Consider the following 18,709-nt stretch of genomic DNA (forward strand, 5'->3'; position numbering starts at 1 on the left):
AGGTCTCCGCGTGTCCGGTACAACACTCGACGATTACACCGGTCGCTACGCATCCCGGGTTCACGGGATGGCACAGTCGGAGATCCGCGCACTGTTCTCGGTCGCCGCGCGCCCGGAGGTCGTCTCCCTCGCCGGAGGGAACCCGTACACGGCCGCCCTCCCCATGGACGAGCTCGGCGAGATGTTCACGCGCCTGCTCTCGCAGGTCGGCGCCGAGGCGCTCGGCTACTGCCCCGGCCAGGGCAGCGTCGCGCTCCGCGAGGCGCTCTGCGGGGTCCTCCAGCTCTCGGGCATCCGCGCCTCCGCGGACGACCTCGTCCTCACCACCGGCGCGCAGCAGGGACTCGACCTGCTCGCCCGCACCTTCCTTGACCCGGGCGACATCGTGCTCGCCGAGGGCCCGACCTATGTGGGCGCGCTCGGCGCGTTCCAGGCCGCGCAGGCCGACGTCCGGCACCTGCCGATGGACGACGACGGGCTGATCCCGGCGGGCCTGGAGGAGTCCCTCGCCTCGCTCGAACGCGAAGGGCGCCGCGCGAAGTTCCTGTACACGATCCCGACCTACCAGAACCCGGCCGGCGTCACGCTGACCGAGGAGCGGCGCGAGGAGATCCTCGCGATCGCCGAGCGGCACGGGCTCCTCGTCATCGAGGACGACCCGTACTCGATGATCTCCTTCGACGGCACGCCGCCGAAGCCGCTGCGCGCCCGCGCCGAGCGGGGCGTCATCTACCTCGGCACGGTCTCGAAGATCTTCGCCGCGGGCCTGCGCCTGGGCTGGGTCCTCGCGCCGCCCGCGGTGCGCGACAAGCTGCTCCTGGCGATCGAGGCGTCGATCCTGTGCCCCTCGGGGCTCACGCAGGAGGCCACGCTCCGCTTCCTCACGGAGATGGAGTGGCGCCAGCAGGTGAAGGTCTTCAACACGCTGTACCGGGACCGCCGGGACGCGCTCCTGACGGCCCTGGGCGACTACATGCCCGAGGGGATGACGTGGACCGTCCCCGGCGGCGGCCTGTTCATCTGGGCGACGCTGCCGGAGGGGCTCGACTCGAAGGCGATGCTCCCCCGCGCGCTCCAGGAGCGGGTCGCGTACGTCCCGGGCACCGGTTTCTACGCCGACGGCAACGGCCGCAGGGAGATGCGCTTGAACTTCTCGACCCAGACCGCCGAGGTCATCCGCGAGGGCGTGCGCCGGCTCGCCGGCGTCGTCGCGAGCGACATCGAGCTGCGCGACACCTTCGCGGGAGGCGGGGCATGACGGAGCGCGCCGCGGCGGCGGACGTCCGCGTCCTCATCCTCGCCGGGGGCATGTCGTACGAGCACGAGGTGTCCCTGAAGTCGGGGCGCCGCGCAGCCGACGCGCTCCAGCGGCTCGGGTACGTGTGCGACGTCCGCGACCTCGACGGCGACCTGCTGCCCGCGCTCCAGGAGTACCCGCCCGACGTGGTCCTGCCGCTCGTGCACGGCCAACCGGGCGAGGACGGCTCGCTCCAGGCGGTCCTGGAGCTCTCCGACATCCCGATCGTGGGCACCGGCTCGACGGGCGCGCGCCGCGCGTGGAACAAGATCACGGCCAAGGACCTGCTCCGCTCGGCCGGTATTCCCACGCCCGACTGGACCTCGATGCCGCGCCAGGCGTTCTCGGACTTCGGGGCGCGCAAGCTCCTCGACCGGATCGCCGCGAAGATGGGCCTGCCGCTCGTCGTCAAGCCCAACTCGGGCGGCTCGGGCCTCGGCGTCCACGCGGTGCACAAGGAGGACGACTTCCCGTCGGCGATGATGGGCTGCTTCTCCTACAGCGACACCGCGCTCATCGAGTCGTTCGTCGAGGGCCGCGACATCGCGGTCGGCGTGCTCGACCTCGGCGAGGGCCTCGTGGCCCTGCCGCCGGTCGAGATCGCGCCGCTCCACGGCGACTACGACTACGCGGCCCGGTACAACCCGGGCGCGACCCGCTGGACGGTCCCCGCGGCCCTCAGCGGGCCCGTGGCGGCCCGCGCGGCCGAACTGGCACTGGAGGTCCACCGGACGCTCGGCCTCGGCGACATGTCCCGCGTGGACCTCATGGTCGACGACGCGGGCGGCATCCAGGTCCTGGAGGCCAACGTCGCCCCCGGCACCACCGAGACCTCCCTACTCCCCATGGCGATCGAGGCCGCGGGCCTCGACTTCGGGGAGGTCCTGGCGACCATGGTCCACCGGGCCCTGGCCCGCCGCTGAGCCGCCGCGCCGCAGACAACGCGAAGGGGGTCGATGTTTCACGTGAAACATCGACCCCCTCTCTCGTACCGGAAGCGCGAGATCGCCCCTGATGCCAAGGGGCCGTTGAGGATTCAGTCGTCGCTGAGCCAGGCGGCGATGTATTCGAGGTTCATCTGCCACTCGTGCTCCTCGACCGGCGGGAGGATCTCGTCCCACATGGTCATGAACGGGCCGCGCAACTGGAGGTACCCGTGCGGGCGGGCCAGGAACCACTGCTGGAGGTGGGCGGTGCCGTCGCCCCAGCGGTTGACGTGGACCTGCGCCACCGACTCCAGGGAGCGGATCGCGCGTTCGAGGCGCACGGTGAGCACGCCGAGTTCGGCGGCGTGCATCGTCGACAGGTCCCCCAGGTCGAGGTGCGCCCGCGGTTCGAGGATCACCACCACCGGGAGGCCGCTCGGCGCGGGCGGGGACTTCAGGCGCCAGCGTTCGTTGGACCAGAGGTACACCGAGTCGGGCGTATGGCAGGCCGCGCACTGCTCCTGCCGGTCGCCGCGTCGCGGCGGCTCGGCCGGGACCGGCTCCTGAAGCGGCTTGATGCGGAGTTCGCCCTCGAACGGGAAGGCGGGCCAGTCGACGAACGCGGGCAGGACGGGGCGAACGCCGCCCGCGCGCTGATTCGGGGGTCGGGTGCTCGGGTTTGCCAAGTCGGGCTTGGAATTCGGGCCGGGGGTACTCGCAGCTGCCACCATCGAAAAATACCCCATGATCGCGAGTGTGGAAACCACCGGAATCCACCTTTTGGCAGATTTCAAATGGGTTAACTCACGGTCCACCCGATCGACCCCCGACTGTGGAGCGATTCCGGTCCGCGAACCAGGAGAATCAGCCCGGAAAATGGTATTCGAGGGCACAAGTGACGTGCGCCCATATGGCGGGAAGCCCCTGTCGGGAAGGCCGGTCGGTAGGGCAAGCTGGAAGGCGTGCAAGCAACAGTGACTGATAGTTCCACGCCGGAGGCGACGCCCGTTCCGGGCGACGACATCGCCGTCCTGGTGGACCCGCCGGTCACCGCCGCGCTCGTTGACGAACTCAGCCATCTCTGGGTGAGAGTGACGAACGCCGGCGGTTCCGTCGGGTTCGTCCCGCCGGTCAACATCGACGAGGTCCGCCCTCACACCGTCTCCATTCTCGCGCGAGTGATCGACCGGACTGACACGCTGGTCGCTCTAAAGGAAGGAGCCGCCATTGTCGCTTGGTGTGTTCTCACATCAAACGACAGCCCGCCGCGACACGGGTGGCGGACCATGCGCCACGTCCAAGTCGACCCCGCCCGGCAGGGCGGCGGACTCGGGGGCAAGCTGCTGGCGGCCGTCGACCACGTTGCCCGCGAAGAGCTGAAGCTGGAGGCGCTCAGCCTCAAGGTCCGCTCGGGCACCGGCGCCGACGCCTTCTATCGCCGACACGGATTCACTGAGGTGGGACGTCTGCCGCGCGCCGTGCGCATGGCCGATGACGACTACCGGGACGACATCATCATGTGGCGGGAACTCTCCTAGCCGCAGCAGAGCGAACCAGACAAGGGGCGGGATGTTTCACGTGAAACATCCCGCCCCTTGCTCGTCGTCCGTGGAGGCTACTCGATGCCGATCTGCTCGACGATCCGGTCGAGGTCGGAGAGCGAGCCGAACTCGATGACGATCTTGCCCTTCTTACGGCCCCAGGAGATCGACACCTGCGTCTCGAAGTGGTCGGAGAGGCGCTCCTTCAGCTCCTCCAGACCGGGGGCCTTGATGCGGTCCTTCCCCGCGCGCGAGTCGCGCGGGCGGGGCTCGTCGAGCTCCGGCTTCTCCTCCAGGCGGTTGGCCGTCACGAGCTCCTCGGTGCTGCGCACCGACAGTCCCTCGCTGATGATCCGCTCGGCGATGTGCTCCTGCGAGTCGGCGCTGTCGAGGCCGAGGAGCGCGCGGGCGTGGCCCGCGGTGAGGACGCCCGCGGCGACCTTCGTCTGCACGGTCGGCGGGAGTCCGAGGAGGCGGATCATGTTGGAGATCTGCGGGCGGCTGCGGCCGATCTTCTTCGACAGCTCCTCCTGCGTCACGTTGAACTCTTCGAGGAGCTGCGCGTAGGCCGCGCCCTCTTCGAGCGGGTTCAACTGCACGCGGTGGATGTTCTCCAGGAGCGCCTCGCGGAGCATCTCGTCGTCGGCCGTGCGGCGCACGATGGCCGGGACGGTCTCCCAGCCGAGGGCGGTGGCGGCGCGGAGCCGCCGCTCCCCCATGACGAGCTCGAAGCGCGCGCCGTCCTCGCGGGGCTCGTCCGGCGTCCGCTCGCGCACCGCGATCGGCTGGAGCATCCCGACCTCCGTGAGCGAGGTCTGGAGTTCGAGGAGGTGCTCGTCGTCGAAGTACTGCCGCGGCTGCTTCGGGTTGGTACCGATGTCGGGGATCGGGATCAGCTGGAAGCTCGCTCCCGGGACCGGCACGAGGTCCGGGCCGTCCGATGTTTCACGTGAAACATCGGGGACCGGCTCGGGCTCGGGGGTCGATGTTTCACGTGAAACATCGCGCTCCACCGCGCGCTCGGTCCGGGCCGCCTGGCGGGGCGCCGGAGCCGGGGCCGGGTCGTCCTCCGTCGTCGTGCTCTCGGCCAGACCGGTCGGGATGAGCGCGCCCAGTCCGCGACCGAGCCCTCCGCGCTTCGCCGCAGCCATCGACTAGTTCCCGCCTTTCTGGTTCTTCCCGCGCCGGGAGAGTTTCGCACCGCGCAGGGCGATCTCCTCGGCCGCTTCGAAATAGCTCGTCGCGCCCCGCGAGCCGGGGTCGTACGTCATGATCGACTGCCCGTAGCCGGGGGCCTCGGAGACGCGCACGCTCCGCGGGACCACGGCGTCGAGGACGATCTCGCTGAAGTGCCCGCGCACCTCCTGCTCCACCTGGTCGGCGAGCTTGGTGCGCTTGTCGTACATCGTCAGCAGGATCGTCGAGACCCGAAGGCGCGCATTGAGGTGCGCCTTGATGAGCTCGATGTTCCGCAGCAGCTGGCCCAGCCCTTCGAGTGCGTAGTACTCGCACTGGATGGGGATGAGCACCTCTTCCGCCGCGACGAGCGCGTTCACGGTGAGCAGGCCCAGGGACGGCGGGCAGTCGATGAAGATGTAGTCGAGCTCCCCGCTGAAGGTCTCGATGCTCTTCTCAAGGCGCCCTTCGCGGGCGACCACGTTGACGAGCTCCACCTCGGCGCCGGCCAGGTCGATCGTCGCCGGGATGCAGTAGAGCGAGGGGATGCCGTCGACGGGCTTCGCGATCTCGTCGAGCGGCTGGCCCTCCACGAGCGCCTCGTAGACGCTCGGGGTGCCCGCGCCGTGCTCGACGCCGAGACCGGTGGAGGCGTTCCCCTGCGGGTCGAGGTCCACGACCATGACGCGGTTCCCGTGGAGCGCCAAGGCGACCGCGAGGTTCACGGTGCTCGTGGTCTTGCCGACGCCGCCCTTCTGGTTGGCGACGGCGAAGACGCGGCGGCGCGTCGGCCGGGGCATCGTCACGGCCCCGGAGGGGTTGAGGACGCGCACCGCGCGCTGGGCCTCCCGGGCCAGCGGCAGGTCGTCGTCCACCGCGTCCGGCTGCTGCGGCACCGCCTTCGCGGCGGTCTTCCGACCGTTCGCCTGTGCCTCGTCCGGCGCCAGATGCCGTCCGGTCTTGCCGCGCGATGTTCTCGCCATCCCGTCCCCCCGTTCCCCGCTGCTGTCAGACCGGTCGGACGTCCCGACGCCCGCGCCGGACTGCCTCGCAACCGATTCTGACCCAGTCTGCCCGTAGGCCGGGGCTGCGCCACCCGATTCGGGGGAGGTTTCTCGATAGCGGTGGCGGCGGGAGGGCGGCGCCTCCTCGCTCACGGCGGCATCGAGGAGGTTCTTGATGCGCCGCTCGGCCGGGGTATCGCCGCCAAGGGAGCTGTGTTCACGATCTTCGGAGGGAAGGGGGTCGCGCACGTTCACCGCCACAGACTACGGGCCGAATGTTTCACGTGAAACATCGCCCTGCTCGGAGTAGCTTACTCGGGATAGGTTATCCGAACCGGACGCGCATCGCCGAATACGCAGTGCCGCGATGACGGTCTCATCGCGGCACTCGTTGCAGCCCTAGGGCTTTCGCTGTATGAATTTTCCGGTCGGGTTGCCCCGGTTGGCTAGTGCACCCGCTCGATCTCCACAACCGTTACCGGGACGGTGAACACGGGCTCGCTCAGCTTGTACTCACCGCACTGGAGGATCGACGCCTTCGCACCCCCGAGCGCGCGGATCGCGTTCGCGTCGCGCTTGATCTCCTCTTCCGCGCTCTGCCCCTTGATCGCCAGCATCAGGCCGCCGAGGCGGGCCAGCGGCAGGCACCAGCCCGCGAGCTTCCCCAGGGGCGCGACGGCCCGGGAGACCACGATGTCGGCCTTGCCCCGCGGGGCGACCTCGTCGGCGCGCGCCCGCACCACCTCAATGTTGTGGAGGCCGAGCGTCGCGACGACCTCCTCCAGGAACGTGACGCGGCGCTGCATGGGCTCCACGAGGGTCACCCAGATGTCCGGCCTTGCGATGGCGAGCGGGATGCCCGGGAGCCCGCCGCCGGACCCGACGTCGATCACGTCGGACTCCTGCGGGATCAGCTCCTCCACCACGGCGCTGCCGAGCACGTGCCGCCCCCACAGCCGCGGCACCTCGCGCGGCCCGATGAGGCCGCGCTCGATCCCGATGGTCGACAGGAGGCCGACATAGCCTTCCGCCAGGGCGATCCGGTCGTCGTCCGCTCCGAACACAGAGGCCAATGTTTCACGTGAAACATTGGCCTCGGCGGGTTCAGAGCCTTCCGGCTCGTCGTTCATTCGTTCAGTCGCTCCGCACTACTCGGTTCGCCGGCACTGCTACTCGGCGGGCTTCACGACGACCCGGCGGCGCGGCTCGGCGCCCTCGGACTCGCTCTGCACGCCGTCGGTGGCGTTGATGACGTCGTGGACGCACTTGCGCTCGAAGGCGCTCATCGGGTCGAGCTTGACCACGCTGGCGGTCTCGATGACCCGCTTGGCGGTCTTCTCGGCCAGCTCGGCGAGCTTCTTGCGGCGCCCGGCGCGGTAGCCCCCGATGTCGAGCATCAGGCGCGAGTGGTCCCCGGTCTTGCGGTACACCGCGAGTCGGCACAGCTCCTGGAGGGCTTCGAGGGTCTGGCCCTTGGGGCCGACGAGCCCGCCGAGGTCCTCACCGACGATCTCGACCTGGGGGCGGTCGCCGACGACGAGTTCGTCGATGTCCCCGTCGAGGTCGAGGATGTCCAGCAGGCCTTCCATGTAGTCGGCCGCCACTTCGCTCTGCTCGAAGAGGTCGTCTTCGGAGGCCACCTCGTCCTCCCGCACCTCAGTTGCTCCCATAATTGCCAACTCGTCCTATCGCTCGTTATAAGCCTAGTTTGCACCATTGTGGCTGATCCGCGGCGCCTGCGCCGCCGCGGACCGTCCCCCTAGCCTTTTTTCTTCTTGGAGGCCTGCTGCGCGCCGCTGACCTTCTTGGCCCGGGCGATCCGCTCCGCCCGCGAGAGGTTCTTGCCCGCGCCCGGCCCGCTCTTGGCGGTCCCGGAGCCGTTGACGCTCGATCCGTTCACGCCCTGGTCCGATCCGGTCGGCTTGGCGGGGGCGGCGCCGGTCTGCTTCGGCCGCTTGCCGGGCTTGGGGGCCAGGTCCTTGCGGCGCTGCTCGGCCTCGCGCTGCTCTTCGAGCATCTTCTCGTGGGCCTTCGAGCCGGGCTTCGGCGGCTTCGCGTTCGCGTTGTTCTGCGCGGGCGGCGGGTACTTGCGGAGCACGTACTGCTGCTGCGCCAGCGAGAACAGGTTGTTGATGGTCCAGTAGATGACCACGCCGATCGGGAACGCGCCCGCGGAGAAGATCATGATCACCGGGATGCCGTAGAGCATCACCTTCTGGATCATGCGCTGGTTCGGGTCCTCGTTCCAGCCGGTCTTGAGGATCATCTGGCGGGTGGTGAGGAACGTCGTGAGGATCATCAGCGCGCCGAGGATGCCCGCGACGAGCTTGACGTTGACGGAGGAGGAGTCCACGGCGTCGAGCTGCGAGGCGGGCGTCAGGAAGGTGCTCCAGAACGGGGCGCCGAAGAGCTTCGCGTGGACGTACGTGTTCCAGTCCGACGCCGGGCCGCCGGCGAGGCCGGTCCACCCGTACAGGTCGGTGTTCAGGGTCTGCTCGGGGTCGGGGCGGCGCAGGATGTGGAAGAGCGCCAGGAAGACCGGCATCTGGATCAGGATGGGAAGGCAGCCCATGAGCGGGTTGGCCTTCTCCTTCCGATACAGCTCCATCATCTCTTTCTGGAGCGTCTCGCGGTCGCCCTTGTAGCGCTCCTGGAGCGCCTTGATCTCAGGGGCGAGCTTCTGCATCGCCCGCTGGGACTGGATCTGCTTGACGAAGAGCGGGAAGAGGATGACGCGGAGTGTGATGACGACGCCCACGATGGCGAGGACCCAGGCCCAGTCGCTCTGCAGGAATCCGTTGTCGTCGCCGCCGAAGACGTTCGACCAGAGGTCGTGCCACCGCAGCAGCACCCACGACACGCCGTTGTAGGCCCACTCCATCACTTGCGGACTCCAGTCATCTCGCTCGAATTCATCACGTGCTCACTCATGCCGAGGGGGCACGGGGTCGAAACCCCCCGGATGAAAGGGGTGGCACCGTCCCAGCCGTCGCAGGCTCAACCATATGCCACGGGCTGCACCGTGCCGGGACAGCGCCTCAAGGGTATATGCGCTGCAACTGGGGTAGAAGCGGCAGCGTGCCGGAAGCGCCGGGCTTATCCACCGACGGTACGCGATCACGGGGGCGGCCACCACTCGGACCAGGCGTGATTCCGGCTTGTGCGCAAAGGCTTTCGCTTTGGGCGAACAGCCGTCGTGGGGTGACGCGGCGGCGGTCACGACCGGCTCCGGTGCTGGCGGCCGCTCTTTCCGGTGCGGGCCGCCTGGACGGCCTCGGCGAGGTCGCGGCGCAGTGCTGCGAAGTCCCGCTCGGCGGCTTTGGGGGTGGCCCGGACGACGACGTCGGTCCCGGCGGGCCAGTGGGGGAGCGCCTCGGCGGCGGCGTGCCGCAGGCGGCGCTTGACCTTGTTGCGCACCACGGCGTTGCCGACGGCCTTGGAGACGACGAAACCCGCCCGCGCCGTGCGGTTCGCATCGGCTTCGGACGGTGTCGCCGGCTCGGCGGCCGGTTGGAGCGCTGGTGCCCAGTGCACGACGACGCCGCCGCGGGCGGCCCGGCGCCCGCGCTTGAGCACGGCACCGAAGTCCCGGCTGCTGCGGATGCGCGCGTCGGCTGGTAGCACCTGGATCACGTCCTCATCCCCCGCGGGCGGGCGTACTCGCCCGCCTCGCGCAGGGGACCTGAGGCAAGCGCTCAGACGGTCAGCTGCTTGCGACCCTTGTTGCGGCGCGCGTTGACGATGGCGCGGCCCGCACGGGTGCGCATGCGCAGCCGGAAGCCGTGGGTGCGCTTGCGACGGCGGTTGTTCGGCTGGTAGGTGCGCTTGCTCACGACGGATGTCTCCCATTACGAATCAAATTGCCACTGCGCCGGGCCCTCGGGGCCCAGCCCCGGATCGGGGCTACGGGGACGCGGAGAACAGCCTAGCAGGGCTTTCACCGGGGTCCCCAGCCGCTGACGGCTGGTGTGGCATGCCCCTCTGGTTCGACGGGCAACTCGCTCATGTTACTCGTCGCACCGGCGCGGTCGCCAACCCGGGTGCGGCCCGAAACCGGGCCCGGCGGGCGTCCTCGGCGGAGCCGCCGGGACGCGTCCGGCGAGGTCCCGCGACCGCCGCGAGCAGCCTGTGGATAACTTCGCGCCGACTGTGGGCGAGTTCTGCGGCGCCGGAACGGCATCGTCAGGGGTGTTGCGAGAAATACCAGGTCATGACCGTGATTCAGGAAACATTGTCACAAGCGGCGCATGTGCACAGGGCACCTGAAGGCCTGTGGATAACCTGTGGAAAACTTGCTGGGACGCGTCGCCGGATGCGCCGGGAGGACCGGCCCGGGCGGTGCGGATCGCCTGCATCGGAGCCTACCGGCTGCGGCCTCCGAACTTCGCGAAACCGGCCGTTCGGGGACAGACGGCGAGCGCCGGGGCACGGGACGACGAGCACCACGCACACACAGCGACGAGCTTCATGAACACAGAGGGATGGCGAACGTGACCGACCAGGATCTGTCGGCAGTCTGGTCGGCGGTGTCCGCCGAGCTGGCCGAGGCGTCGTCGCTCACCCGCCAGCAGGCGGCGTGGATGCGGCTGTCGCAGCCGGTGCTGTCGATGCCCGGCACGTTCATCGTCGCCGCCCCCGACAAGTTCGCCCGATCGGCGTTCGAGTCGAAGCTCCGCGTCCCCATCAGCGAGGCCCTCTCCCGGCACCTGGGCCAGCCGACGCAGATCGCGGTCACCTTGCAGGAGAAGCAGGTCGAGGCCGCACCGGAGCCCGCGGCCCCGGAGCAGCCGCCCGCGAACGGGACGCCCGCCCCGGAGGCCGCCGACGCGACGATCGTGTTCGAGCGCCCGAAGTTCGAGGAGCCCCCGCCCGCGCCGCGCGGCCCCGTCCCGGCGCAGAACCCGCCGAGCCTGTTCGACACCGCCTCCTTCCGCCCCGGCGAGGCGGCCCCCGCGCCCGAGCGCCCCGCACCCGAGCGTCCCGCGTCGCCGGTCGAGCGCGCGCCCGAACCGGAGCCCGAGCGCCCCGCGCCGATCCCGCACCAGCCCGCCCGCCAGGCCGAGGCCGAGGGGCCCCGCTGGGAGGAGCGCACCCCCGAGCCGCCCGGCGAGGAGCTGGAGCGGGTCCTGTCCGAGACCGCGGCCCGCCGCGCCGACGGGCACAAGGACCAGGCCGCGCCGCCGGTCGCGCCGCCGCCCTCCGACGACCCCGACCCCGAGCGCCGCGGCGGGATCACCAAGGCCCACACCGCAGCGCCCGCGAAGGCCGTCGACGGCGTCGGCCGGCTGAACCCGCGCTACAACTTCGACACGTTCGTCATCGGCTCCTCGAACCGGTTCGCGCACGCGGCCGCGTTCGCCGTCGCCGAGGCCCCGGCGAAGGCGTACAACCCGCTGTTCCTCTACGGCGGCTCCGGGCTCGGCAAGACGCACCTGCTCCACGCCGTCGGCCACTACGCCCACGACCTGGGCACCGCCCAGTCCGTGCGGTACGTGACCACCGAGGAGTTCACGAACGACTTCATCAACTCGCTGTCGGACCGGCGCCAGCAGGCGTTCCAGCGCCGCTACCGGGACGTGGACATCCTCCTCATCGACGACATCCAGTTCCTCATGGACCGCGAGCGCACGCAGGAGGAGTTCTTCCACACCTTCAACGCGCTCCACAACGCCAACAAGCAGCTGGTGATCTCCTCCGACCGCTCGCCGAAGCAGCTCCAGACCCTGGAGGACCGCCTGCGGACCCGCTTCGAGTGGGGCCTGCTCGCGGACATCCAGCCGCCGGACCTGGAGACGCGCATCGCGATCCTGCGCAAGAAGGCCGTGCAGGACGAGCTGAACGTCCCCACCGACGCCGTCGAGTTCATCGCGACGCAGATCCACCACTCGATCCGCGAGCTCGAAGGCGCGCTCATCCGGGTGACGGCGTACGCCAGCCTGAACAAGAAGCCCGTGGACCTGGGCCTGGCCGAGGAGGTGCTGCACGACTTCATCCCCGAGGGCGGCGCCACCGCCGAGGTGACGGTGGACCAGATCATGCAGGCGACCGCCGACTACTTCGGGGTGGCCTCGGCCGACCTCAAGGGCAACTCGCGCTCGCGCATCCTCGTGAACGCCCGCCAGGTCGCCATGTACCTGTGCCGGGAGCTGACGGACATGTCGCTGCCGCGGATCGGGCAGGCGTTCGGCGGCCGCGACCACACGACGGTGATGCACGCGAACAAGAAGATCCGGAAGCAGATGGCGGAGCGCCGGGCCCTCTACAACCAGATCGCGGAATTGACGAACCGTTTGAAACACACCGACGAATGAGCGGCCTGTGGACAAGTCTGTGGAAAAGCTGTGGATAAGCGCCGAAATCTGTGGAAAGCCTGTGGACAGAGTGTGGATAACAGGCGGGAGTGCGATTCTGATTCGCTTTGAGGCTGTGGAGAACCCTGTGCATAACCTGTGGAAAAGCTGTGGACAACCCTGTGGATGGAATGTGGAAAACTCGGCGGGTGTCGGAGGCTGTGGATAAGCTCCTGATTCATCCACAGGTTCTCCACAGGCCGTCCACAGGCCCGTAGCCGGGACGAGCTGCGGAAAGGCGGGTTTTCCACAGTTTCCACAGCACCGACGACTACGACGACAGTTATATCTATAGAGAAACCATTAGTAATAGCGCTGTGAACAACCGAGCTTCATCGAGAAGGAGCGACCCATGAAGTTCCAAGTCGAACGCGACACCTTCGCGGACGCGGTCTCCTGGACCGCGAAGAGCCTCCCGGCCCGCCCGTCGGTGCCCGTCCTCGCGGGCGCCCGCCTGTCGGTCGACGAGGGCACCCTGACGATCTCCGGTTTCGACTACGAGATCTCCACCCGGGTCACCGTCGAGGTCACCGGTGAGAGCGCGGGGACCGCGCTGGTCTCCGGCAAGCTCCTCGCCGAGATCGTCAAGGCCCTCCCCAACAAGCCCGTCGACTTTGTCGTCGACGGCCCCCACGCCGAGCTCACCTGCGGGTCGGCCCGGTTCACCCTCCCGACCATGCCCCTGGAGGACTACCCCTCGCTGCCGCAGATGCCCGAGGCGATCGGGACCATCGACGCCGAGGAGTTCGCGAAGGCCGTCGCCCAGACCGCGGTCGCCGCGGGCAAGGACGAGACCCTGCCGACGATGACCGGCGTCCAGGTGGAGATGACCGGCGGCGGCATCGGGATGCTCGCCACCGACCGCTACCGCATGGCCATCCGCGACTCGTCGTGGGAGCCGGGCGACTCCAGCGTCTCGGTGACCGTGCTGGTGCCCGCCAAGGCCCTCGCCGACACGGCCCGCACGTTCGGCTCGCTGTCGGGCCCGGTGACCATCGCGGTCCCCACGGGCGCCGAGGGCGCCCCGGGCATGATCGGCTTCACCGCGGGCGGGCGCCAGACGACCTCCCGCGTCCTCGACGGCCAGCTGCCGCCGCTGCGGAGCCTCCTGGCGACCACGTACGCGACCACGCTCAAGGTCAAGACCTCCGAGCTGATCGAGGTCGCCCGCCGCGTCGCGCTCGTCGGCGACCGCAACTCGCCGATCCGCCTCTCGTTCGACGAGGACGGGCTCGTGGTCGAGGCCGGGGGCGCCGAGGACGCGAAGGCGTCGGAGGCCATGGACTGCTCGCTCGACGGCGAGCCGGGCAAGATCGCGTTCAACCCGACGTACCTCCTCGACGGCCTCGCCGCCATGGACGCCCCCTACACGGCGTTCAAGATGAACGAGCTCGGGAAGCCGGTCGTGATGACCGGGCAGCCCGCGCCCGAAGATGAGGATTCCGACACAAACCACGACGTGTACCTGTACATGCTGCAACCATTGCGTTGGGACGCCTGACCGCACAACGACGTGAACGACCCTGGCGCGAACACCGCGGAACGCTTTCGTGTTTGAAAGGGGGCGCGACATGCAACTCGGCATGATCGGGCTCGGCAAGATGGGCGGCAACATGAAGTTGCGGCTCGAAAAGGCTGGACACCGGGTCGTCGGCTACGACCGCAACCCGGACGTCGCCGACGTGGACTCGCTCGCCGGACTCGTGGCGGCGCTCGACGCCCCGCGCGCCGTGTGGGTCATGGTCCCCGCCGGCGAGGCCACCCGGTCCACCGTGGAGGAGCTGGCCGGGCTGCTGTCCGAGGGCGACATCGTCGTCGACGGCGGCAACTCCCGCTTCACCGACGACGCGGTCAACGCGAAGACCCTCGCCGCGGGCGGCATCGGGTACGTCGACGCGGGCGTCTCCGGCGGCGTGTGGGGCCTGACCGAGGGCTACGCGCTCATGGTCGGCGGCGCCGAGGCCGACGTGGCGCGGCTCCAGCCGGTGTTCGACGCGCTCAAGCCCGAGGGCGAGCACGGCTTCGTCCACGCGGGCGGCGTCGGCGCCGGGCACTACGCCAAGATGGTGCACAACGGCATCGAGTACGCCATGATGCAGGCGTACGCCGAGGGCTACGAGCTCCTGGAGGCCAGCGAGTACGTCGACAACGTGCCCGAGGTCTTCAAGTCGTGGCGCGAGGGCACCGTCATCCGCTCGTGGCTGCTCGACCTCATGGACCGGGCGCTGGAGGCGGACCCGAAGCTCGACCACGTCAAGGGCTACGTCGAGGACTCCGGCGAGGGACGCTGGACCGTGGACGAGGGCATCCGCCTGCGCGTCCCGCTCCCGGCCATCACCGAGTCGCTGTTCGCCCGCTTCACCTCGCGCCAGGAGGACTCCCCGGCGATGAAGGCCGTCGCGGCGCTGAGGAACCAATTTGGCGGACACGCCGTGAAGTCCGAATAAGCGAAGCGGCAAGATAGAGGCGTGCGTGTACGACAGCTGCAATTGACGGACTTCAGGTCCTACGCGCACGCCCAAGTCCTGTTCGACGAGGGGCCCTCGATCCTGGTGGGCCCCAACGGACACGGCAAGACCAACCTGGTCGAGTCCCTCGTCTACCTGGCGAACCTCCGCTCCCATCGCGTCTCCTCCGACGCCCCCCTGGTCCGCCAGGGCTGCGAGCAGGCCGTGGTCAGGGCCGAGATCCTCCACGACTCCCGGCGCCTCCTCGCCGAGCTGGCGATCGTCCCCGGCAAGTCGAACAAGGCCCGCCTCAACCGGACCGACCTCAAGCGCCCCCGCGAGATCATCGGCGCCCTCAAGGCCATCGCGTTCGCCCCCGAGGACCTCGCGCTGGTCCGCGGCGAGCCTTCGGCCCGCCGCCGCTACCTCGACGAGCTCCTGTGCGCCCGCTACCCGCGCTTCGCGGGCGTGCGCGCCGACTACGAGCGGGTCCTCAAGCAGCGCAACACCCTTCTGCGCACCGCGTACCTCGCGAAGAAGACCGGCGGCCGCGGCCCCGGCGGCGCCGAGATGGCGACCCTCGACGCGTGGGACGCGCACCTCGCCGCCCACGGCGCCGAGCTCATGGCCGGGCGCCTCGCGCTCCTCGACGACCTCGCCGAGCCCGTCGCCAAGGCCCACTCGCGCATCGCCGACGGCCGCGCCGAGGTGACGCTCACGTACGAGTCCGAGCTCGGCGACGGCCTCACCGCCGAGCAGGACGTCCTCGAAGCCCGCCTCGCGGCCGCGCTCGCGGGCGTGCGCGCCAAGGAGGTCGAGCGCGGCTCGACCCTCGTCGGCCCCCACCGCGACGACCTCGACCTGGTCCTGGGGAGCCTCCCCGTCAAGGGCTACGCCTCCCACGGTGAGACCTGGTCGGTCGCGCTCTCGCTGCGCCTGGGCGCGTTCGAGCTGCTGCGGTCCGACGGCACCGCCCCGATCCTCATCCTCGACGACGTGTTCGCCGAGCTCGACGCCACCAGGCGCGAGCGGCTCGCCGAGTACGCCGAGGCCGCCCCGCAGACGCTCATCACCTGCGCGGTCGCCGGGGATGTGCCCGACCGGCTCACCGGCGCCCGCTACGACGTGTGGGAAGGCGAGGTCAAACGTGTCCTCTAACGGATTCGACTACCGTCCGCGCCCGCGGCGGCGCGGCAAGTCCGACGACCCGCGCTTCCGCAAGGAGTGGTCCGGCCCCGGGCCCGACAAGCGCGACCCCGAGCTGCTCGGGAACCTCCTCCCCCAGATCGTGCGCAAGAACGGCTGGACGCGCAAGGTCGCCGACGCCTCGGTGTTCGGCCGCTGGGAGGCCATCGTCGGCCCCGACATCGCGGGCCACTGCCGCCCCGAGCAGCTGGAGAACGGCGAGCTCCTCGTGGTCGCCGAGTCCACCGCGTGGGCCACGCAGCTGCGCCTGTTCTCGCGCCAGATCCACGCGAAGATCGCCGCGGCCCTGGGCCCGAGCGTGGTCAAGCGGCTGAAGATCGTCGGCCCGAGGCAACCGACACGTTCGTACGGTCCGAGGCGAGTGCGGTTTAATGGCTCTCGTGACACGTTCTGAAGCCGGACACCCCTAGGTCCGTAGGGGGGTTCATGTCCGCGCCTCCCAGTGCGACTATGGCGACAGCGAGGCCCGCGGAGGCCCGATCCCGAGCCCGGACGAAGTAAGATTGACGGATGCGGTCGCGGCCGGCGCTCTCCAGCGTCCGGCCGCCGCTCCGGTCCGTCCCGGGCGGCCCCCATCGCGCGGGCCCGGACTTCGGACATCGGGTGCTTCCGCGGCCAGACGGCTGCAAGTGTCACAGCCATGGATTAGCTTTTCTTTACCGACCGTGAACGACGATTCGACGACAGAAGGAGTTGCCGGTGGCGGCGAAGCAGCAGGACGAGTACAGCGCCAGTTCGCTTCAGGTGCTCGAAGGCCTTGAGGCCGTCCGGAAGCGTCCGGGCATGTACATCGGCTCGACCGGCGAGCGCGGCCTGCACCACCTCATCCAGGAAGTCGTCGACAACGCGGTCGACGAGGCCATGGCGGGCTACGCCACCGACATCCTCGTGACGCTCACCGACGACGGCGGCGTGAGCGTCCGCGACGACGGCCGCGGCTTCCCCGTGGACCTCCACCCGAAGCTGAAGAAGCCGGGTGTCGAGGTGGCCCTCACCGTCCTCCACGCGGGCGGCAAGTTCGACTCCCAGACGTACGCCGTCTCCGGCGGTCTGCACGGCGTCGGCGTCTCGGTCGTGAACGCGCTCTCCACCCGCGTGACCGTCGAGATCAAGCGCGACGGCTTCAACTGGCGCCAGGACTACAAGCACGCCCAGCCCGGCCCCCTTGAGAAGGGCGAGCCCACCGACGAGACGGGCACCGTGGTCAGCTTCTGGCCCGACGGCGACATCTTCGAGACCCTCGAATTCGACTACAAGACGATCTACCGCCGCATCCAGGAGATGGCCTTCCTGAACAAGGGCCTGGCCATCACCCTCCGCGACGAGCGCCCCGAGCACCTCGACGACGAGGGCAACGTCCGCGAGGTCCGGTTCCAGTACGAAGAGGGCATCGCCGACTTCGTGCGCCACCTGAACGCCTCGAAGAACGCCGTCCACCCCACGGTGGTCCAGTTCACGGCCGAGGACGAGAAGGAGTTCCACACCGTCGAGATCGCGATGCAGTGGAACGAGTCGTACGGCGAGTCGGTGTACACCTTCGCGAACACGATCAACACGCACGAGGGCGGCACCCACGAGGAGGGCTTCCGCTCGGCGCTCACCAACGCGGTGAACAAGTACGGCCTCGACAAGAAGATCATCAAGTCCGAGAAGGACCGCCTCTCCGGCGAGGACATCCGCGAGGGCCTGGCCGCGATCATCTCCGTGAAGCTGCGCGAGCCGCAGTTCGAGGGCCAGACCAAGACCAAGCTCGGGAACACCGAGATCAAGGGCTTCGTGCAGCGCGTCTGCAACGAGTGGCTGCCCGACTGGCTCGACCGCCACCCGAAGGAAGCGCGGATCATCGTCCAGAAGGCCTCCAGCGCGGCGAACGCCCGCAAGGCCGCGCAGCAGGCCCGCAAGCTGGCCCGCCGCAAGAGCCTCCTGGAGACCTCCTCGATGCCCGGCAAGCTCGCCGACTGCCAGTCGACGAACCCCGAGGAGTGCGAGATCTTCGTGGTCGAGGGCGACTCGGCCGGCGGCTCCGCGAAGCAGGGCCGCAACCCGCGGACGCAGGCGATCATGCCGATCCGCGGCAAGATCCTCAACGTGGAGAAGGCCCGCCTCGACAAGATCCTCAAGAACAACGAGGTCCAGGGCATGATCACCGCCCTGGGCACCGGCATCCACGAGGAGTTCGACGCCGAGAAGCTCCGCTACCACAAGGTCATCCTGATGTCGGACGCCGACGTCGACGGCCACCACATCAACACCCTGCTGCTGACGCTCCTGTTCCGCTTCATGCGCCCGCTCATCGAGTTGGGCCACGTGTACATGAGCCAGCCGCCGCTGTACAAGATCAAGTGGAACAAGAAGGGCGACCTGGTCGACTACGCCTACTCGGACGCCGAGCGCGACCGGGTGATCGAGGCTGGCGTCGCCTCCGGCAAGGCCGATCCGCGCCGCTCGGACGGCGTCCAGCGCTACAAGGGCCTCGGTGAGATGAACTACACCGAGCTGTGGGAGACGACCATGGACCCCTCGCAGCGCAACCTGCTCCAGGTTCAGCTCGACGACGCGGCAACCGCGGACGAGCTCTTCAGCGTCCTGATGGGTGAGGACGTGGAGAGCCGCCGCCGCTTCATCCAGGAGAACGCCAAAGACGTCCGATTCTTGGACATCTAGGCAACGGCCCGACACGACTTCGTCTGACACAGCAAGGAAGCACTGGTGCCTGAGAACAACCAAGACCAGCTGGAGATCCCCGAAGGCCACGGCCGCAT

General features: G+C 69.3%; 16 protein-coding genes and 2 pseudogenes. 9 read left to right on the forward strand and 9 right to left on the reverse strand.

Going from position 1 to position 18,709, the window contains the following annotated elements:
• Positions 1–10: 10 nt before the first annotated feature.
• Both ACFFXY_RS03220 and ACFFXY_RS03225 read left to right on the forward strand, forming a co-directional pair.
• Positions 11–1,298: pseudogene (locus ACFFXY_RS03220) on the forward strand (aminotransferase-like domain-containing protein); the annotation flags it as partial.
• Positions 1,255–2,220: a D-alanine--D-alanine ligase family protein gene (locus ACFFXY_RS03225; RefSeq protein WP_382345808.1), complete on the forward strand. Its 966-nt coding sequence runs from the start codon at positions 1,255–1,257 to the stop codon at positions 2,218–2,220. The pseudogene ACFFXY_RS03220 and the gene ACFFXY_RS03225, both read left to right, overlap by 44 nt.
• A gap of 119 nt (positions 2,221–2,339) precedes the next feature.
• Here ACFFXY_RS03225 and ACFFXY_RS03230 read toward each other — a convergent pair.
• A pseudogene (locus ACFFXY_RS03230) lies at positions 2,340–2,852 on the reverse strand (hypothetical protein); the annotation flags it as partial.
• A gap of 345 nt (positions 2,853–3,197) precedes the next feature.
• Here ACFFXY_RS03230 and ACFFXY_RS03235 point away from each other — a divergent pair.
• Complete coding sequence (locus tag ACFFXY_RS03235; protein WP_382345810.1) at positions 3,198–3,761, forward strand: GNAT family N-acetyltransferase; 564 nt, start codon at positions 3,198–3,200, stop codon at positions 3,759–3,761.
• 77 nt (positions 3,762–3,838) lie between these two features.
• Here the strand turns inward: ACFFXY_RS03235 and ACFFXY_RS03240 are convergent, their stop codons facing one another.
• The 8 genes from ACFFXY_RS03240 to rpmH all read right to left on the reverse strand — a co-directional run bounded on the left by ACFFXY_RS03240 (position 3,839) and on the right by rpmH (position 9,777).
• Positions 3,839–4,915: a ParB/RepB/Spo0J family partition protein gene (locus tag ACFFXY_RS03240; RefSeq protein WP_382345812.1), complete on the reverse strand. Its 1,077-nt coding sequence runs from the start codon at positions 4,913–4,915 to the stop codon at positions 3,839–3,841.
• A gap of 3 nt (positions 4,916–4,918) precedes the next feature.
• On the reverse strand, positions 4,919–5,923 hold the full coding sequence (locus ACFFXY_RS03245) for a ParA family protein (protein ID WP_382345813.1): 1,005 nt from the start codon (positions 5,921–5,923) through the stop codon (positions 4,919–4,921).
• A gap of 467 nt (positions 5,924–6,390) precedes the next feature.
• Positions 6,391–7,074, reverse strand: coding sequence for a 16S rRNA (guanine(527)-N(7))-methyltransferase RsmG (rsmG, locus tag ACFFXY_RS03250; RefSeq protein WP_382345814.1), 684 nt, complete (start codon positions 7,072–7,074; stop codon positions 6,391–6,393).
• 39 nt (positions 7,075–7,113) lie between these two features.
• Entirely contained in the window at positions 7,114–7,614 is a 501-nt protein-coding gene (locus ACFFXY_RS03255) for a Jag family protein (protein WP_359946641.1), read from the reverse strand.
• An 89-nt stretch (positions 7,615–7,703) separates the two neighbouring features.
• The gene (gene yidC, locus ACFFXY_RS03260) at positions 7,704–8,825 is read right to left on the reverse strand and encodes a membrane protein insertase YidC (protein WP_382347349.1); all 1,122 of its coding nucleotides are present in this window, start codon (positions 8,823–8,825) and stop codon (positions 7,704–7,706) included.
• Between the two features lie 42 nt (positions 8,826–8,867).
• On the reverse strand, positions 8,868–9,080 hold the full coding sequence (gene yidD / locus ACFFXY_RS03265) for a membrane protein insertion efficiency factor YidD (RefSeq protein ID WP_342761196.1): 213 nt from the start codon (positions 9,078–9,080) through the stop codon (positions 8,868–8,870).
• Positions 9,081–9,160: 80 nt separating this feature from the next.
• Positions 9,161–9,568 (reverse strand): ribonuclease P protein component, encoded by a 408-nt coding sequence (gene rnpA / locus ACFFXY_RS03270; protein ID WP_382347352.1) that lies wholly within the window; start codon positions 9,566–9,568, stop codon positions 9,161–9,163.
• A gap of 71 nt (positions 9,569–9,639) precedes the next feature.
• Positions 9,640–9,777, reverse strand: a complete 138-nt coding sequence (rpmH, locus tag ACFFXY_RS03275; RefSeq protein ID WP_091053947.1) for a 50S ribosomal protein L34 — start codon at positions 9,775–9,777, stop codon at positions 9,640–9,642.
• 648 nt (positions 9,778–10,425) lie between these two features.
• Here rpmH and dnaA point away from each other — a divergent pair.
• The 6 genes from dnaA (at position 10,426) to gyrB (ending at position 18,611) form a co-directional block, all read left to right on the forward strand.
• Positions 10,426–12,255, forward strand: a complete 1,830-nt coding sequence (dnaA, locus tag ACFFXY_RS03280; RefSeq protein WP_382345817.1) for a chromosomal replication initiator protein DnaA — start codon at positions 10,426–10,428, stop codon at positions 12,253–12,255.
• Between the two features lie 391 nt (positions 12,256–12,646).
• Positions 12,647–13,795 carry a DNA polymerase III subunit beta gene (dnaN, locus tag ACFFXY_RS03285; RefSeq protein WP_382345819.1) on the forward strand — a complete coding sequence of 383 codons (1,149 nt, stop codon included), beginning with the start codon at positions 12,647–12,649 and terminating at the stop codon, positions 13,793–13,795.
• Between the two features lie 49 nt (positions 13,796–13,844).
• Positions 13,845–14,741, forward strand: coding sequence for a phosphogluconate dehydrogenase (NAD(+)-dependent, decarboxylating) (gnd, locus tag ACFFXY_RS03290; protein WP_382345821.1), 897 nt, complete (start codon positions 13,845–13,847; stop codon positions 14,739–14,741).
• Positions 14,742–14,762: 21 nt separating this feature from the next.
• A complete protein-coding gene (recF, locus tag ACFFXY_RS03295; RefSeq protein ID WP_382345823.1) occupies positions 14,763–15,899 on the forward strand; it encodes a DNA replication/repair protein RecF in 1,137 nt (378 codons plus the stop codon).
• Positions 15,889–16,341, forward strand: a complete 453-nt coding sequence (locus ACFFXY_RS03300) for a DciA family protein (protein WP_382345825.1) — start codon at positions 15,889–15,891, stop codon at positions 16,339–16,341. The genes recF and ACFFXY_RS03300 overlap by 11 nt, the downstream gene beginning before the upstream one ends.
• Before the next feature lie 305 nt (positions 16,342–16,646).
• Positions 16,647–18,611 (forward strand): DNA topoisomerase (ATP-hydrolyzing) subunit B, encoded by a 1,965-nt coding sequence (gyrB, locus tag ACFFXY_RS03305; RefSeq protein WP_382345827.1) that lies wholly within the window; start codon positions 16,647–16,649, stop codon positions 18,609–18,611.
• Positions 18,612–18,709 lie beyond the last annotated feature (98 nt).

It is taken from the genome of Glycomyces mayteni (genome assembly GCF_042428885.1).
Lineage (GTDB): Bacteria > Actinomycetota > Actinomycetes > Mycobacteriales > Micromonosporaceae > Glycomyces > Glycomyces mayteni.

What these genes read in the sequence shown, in the direction of transcription:
- dnaA (WP_382345817.1), top strand. Translation starts at nt 10,426, where the DNA reads ATGGCGAACGTGACCGACCAGGATCTGTCGGCAGTCTGGTCGGCGGTG.
- ACFFXY_RS03225 (WP_382345808.1), top strand. Translation starts at nt 1,255, where the DNA reads ATGACGGAGCGCGCCGCGGCGGCGGACGTCCGCGTCCTCATCCTCGCC.
- rsmG (WP_382345814.1), bottom strand. Translation starts at nt 7,074, where the DNA reads ATGAACGACGAGCCGGAAGGCTCTGAACCCGCCGAGGCCAATGTTTCA.
- yidC (WP_382347349.1), bottom strand. Translation starts at nt 8,825, where the DNA reads ATGGAGTGGGCCTACAACGGCGTGTCGTGGGTGCTGCTGCGGTGGCAC.
- dnaN (WP_382345819.1), top strand. Translation starts at nt 12,647, where the DNA reads ATGAAGTTCCAAGTCGAACGCGACACCTTCGCGGACGCGGTCTCCTGG.
- ACFFXY_RS03240 (WP_382345812.1), bottom strand. Translation starts at nt 4,915, where the DNA reads ATGGCTGCGGCGAAGCGCGGAGGGCTCGGTCGCGGACTGGGCGCGCTC.
- ACFFXY_RS03255 (WP_359946641.1), bottom strand. Translation starts at nt 7,614, where the DNA reads ATGGGAGCAACTGAGGTGCGGGAGGACGAGGTGGCCTCCGAAGACGAC.
- ACFFXY_RS03245 (WP_382345813.1), bottom strand. Translation starts at nt 5,923, where the DNA reads ATGGCGAGAACATCGCGCGGCAAGACCGGACGGCATCTGGCGCCGGAC.